We start from the raw sequence: 2,821 nt of genomic DNA, 5'->3' as shown, positions 1-2,821 counted from the left end.
GTTCAACCTCACTCTCCTACCTATCGGTGACAAGGTCATGCAACACTTCACCTTCAGTACTGCTGATATCGACGCCGCTATCGCGTTCCCACAATGGTTCGACGAARTTCTCCCTCGGCTAGAGGTTGAACCGCATAGCGCCGAAGCGATGAATTTTTTCTGCAGCATTGTCGGTCGCCGCACCCGCGGCATTGCCATCGCCCGGGTCGAGATATCGAGTGACTCGGGCGTCTGGCATGAGAAGGTTCAGCCCTTCAGCGCCGACGATAGTTTACGCATCTACCGGGTGGAAAGCGGGATGCTCTCTCTGAAGACGAGAAACGGCAGTGAACATCACGTCGAACCAGGTGACGCTTTCGTGTCAGGGCCAGAAGCAGTGACACAATATTCGATAGCTCCAGCGCAGCCAGGCGTCACGGCACTGGTTGGAGACATGACAGCTATTCCCTTTTGTCGACTGGAGGAATACGGACGCTTCTTCCCGCGCGACCTGGCGCGGCCGCTACCGCACACACCGACGGGAAACATCATCAATACCTATGTCGAGGCCCTTAGTTCCGACGACACGCAGGCCTCCGAATTCCTAGGTCTGATGAACAGCTTCACGGAGCTTGTGGCTGTCACCATGGGCGAATGCGGCAATAGCCCTCATAGCCRGGCGCGCGATGACATGTATTGCCGAGCACTGGCCCACATTCGTAGGCATCACACGAACCCAAGCTTGACTGTCGAGGAGATTGCGACGGTCTTGGGAGTGAGTGAACGCGCCCTGTTTGCGGCATTCGACGACAGGGAGTTCACGCCGCACAGATATATCAATCGGATGCGCATAGAGACCGCCAAGTCGCTGCTGAGCGATAGCGGCGGCAAGCCGAACATCATGGAAATTGCGTTCAATAGCGGTTTTGAAAGCGTTTCGACTTTCAACAGACAATTCCGCTCCCAAACGGGTGTTTCACCATCAAAGTTCAGGGCAAGGTGACTCTGACTTGGGCCGTCCACGACGACTTGGCGCGGGCGCCACGCACTGCACGTGCTCTTTACATTTGATGTCAAAGCCATTTTGAGACGCGACTATTGCGCAAGTGCCGAAGCACCGGCAAGCCGGTGGGTCATCATCGCTGTTTCTTCGACCACTGTCGTCCGAATGCCACTTCTCCCTGACCGAGCATCAGCATCTGGCAGAGCGACGGCCACTACGCAGAGGTTCCGGCACGCTTTTGACGATATCGGCAATCGGGCAGTTTTCCAGAACTGCAAGTTGTTGATCGTGCGCCTTGGACCTGCGAACAGAGCCATCGTGAACTCCCACCCAGAATGCGCCAAAGACCTGCCACAGCCGCAGTTTTTGCGCACAGATCATGCGGTATTTGCGGCGACAGCCCAGGTGAACCTGCCTAGCCTGCCAGCGCAACTTGTCGTTTGAAGCAAGACAATTGCCGAAAGCAACATGTTTGATCTGAAGGAACGGATGGTAGTTCGGTCGCTGTGGAATGTAATCGATGGTTTATTTAACGATTAACTTGGTTTCGTGCTGAGAAGTTTTTGAATCAAGATTACCTCTACCTCAAGCGTCACAGCAAAAATCCCGCCGCAAGTGAGCAACTGCCCCGCAGTGCGGCAATAAAATTGTTATCGGCCGGCGGCAAGCAGCCGTTGGCTATGCGGAACTTTGTCCGCACGAAAGGAGTATGGCATGTCGACACGATCAAGTCTGAGGTTCGCTATGCGAGCGCTTCTCGTCCGCGAGCGTTTCGATCAGGGGTCGGCGGCAGGGCGCGCCGTCACCAATTTGGTTGAAGAACTCGAACGACGCGAGATCGAAGTTGTGCTCTCCACGCATGTCGAGGATGCCATCGCCATCGTCAGCACCGATCCGACGATCCAGTGCCTGCTGCTCGATTGGGATCTCGACGACGGCGATGACCATGGCGCAGCCGGCCTGGTGCTTGATGCCATGCGGGAGTTCAACGGGGATGTGCCGATCTTCCTGCTGGCCGATCGCAGCGCCGCCTCCACCATCTCCGCCGATGTCATGACCAAAGCGGACGATTTCATCTGGCTGCTCGAAGACACCACCGATTTCATTGGTGGACGCGTGCTGACCGCGCTGCAGCGTTATCGTTCCGCAGCGCTGCCTCCGATGTTCGCGAAGTTGGTCGAATTCGCGCAGACCTATAAATATTCCTGGCACACGCCTGGGCATACCGGCGGCACCGGTTTCCTCACCTCGCCCGTCGGTCGCGCCTTCTTTGAGTTTTTCGGCGAAAGCCTTTTCCGCTCGGACCTGTCGATTTCGGTCGGCGAACTGGGCTCGCTACTGGATCACAGCGGCGCGATCGGAGCCGGCGAACGCTACACCGCGAAGGTCTTCGGCGCTGACCGCAGCTACTACGTCACCAACGGGTCCTCGACATCGAACCGGGTGATCCTGATGGCAAGCGTGACGCGCGATCAGGTGGCGTTGTGCGACCGCAACTGTCACAAGTCGGTCGAGCATGCGATGACCCTGTCAGGCGCCATCCCTTGCTATCTGATGCCGACGCGCAATGCGCTCGGTCTCATCGGGCCGATCCCACCCGAACGGCTGACGCCAGCGGCGCTCCGCCTGCTGGTGACCGAAAATCCGCTGGTGAAGGAAGGTCCCGACGCCAAACCCGTCCACGCCGTCATCACCAATTCCACCTATGACGGGCTTTGCTACAACGTCGCGCGGCTCGAAGAGCTGATGGGCGAAAGCGTCGACCGCCTGCATTTCGACGAGGCCTGGTACGCCAATGCGCGTTTCAACCCAATCTATCGCGAGCGTTTTGCCATGCAT

The 2,821-nt window shown here is 57.5% G+C and carries 2 protein-coding genes; both read left to right on the top strand.

Annotated elements, in window-relative coordinates:
• A partial coding sequence (locus tag AC1DUU_RS28300) for a helix-turn-helix transcriptional regulator (protein WP_476786662.1) occupies positions 1 to 982 on the top strand: 982 nt, incomplete at its 5' end.
• 744 nt (positions 983 to 1,726) lie between these two features.
• On the top strand, positions 1,727 to 2,821 hold a 1,095-nt coding region (locus tag AC1DUU_RS28295), incomplete at its 3' end, for an Orn/Lys/Arg decarboxylase N-terminal domain-containing protein (RefSeq protein WP_476786661.1).

It is taken from the genome of Aminobacter sp. P4_H6_2, from assembly GCF_056400805.1.
The sequence above is the reverse complement of the archived record's forward strand: the minus strand, read 5'-3'. Positions and strand labels throughout refer to the sequence as shown.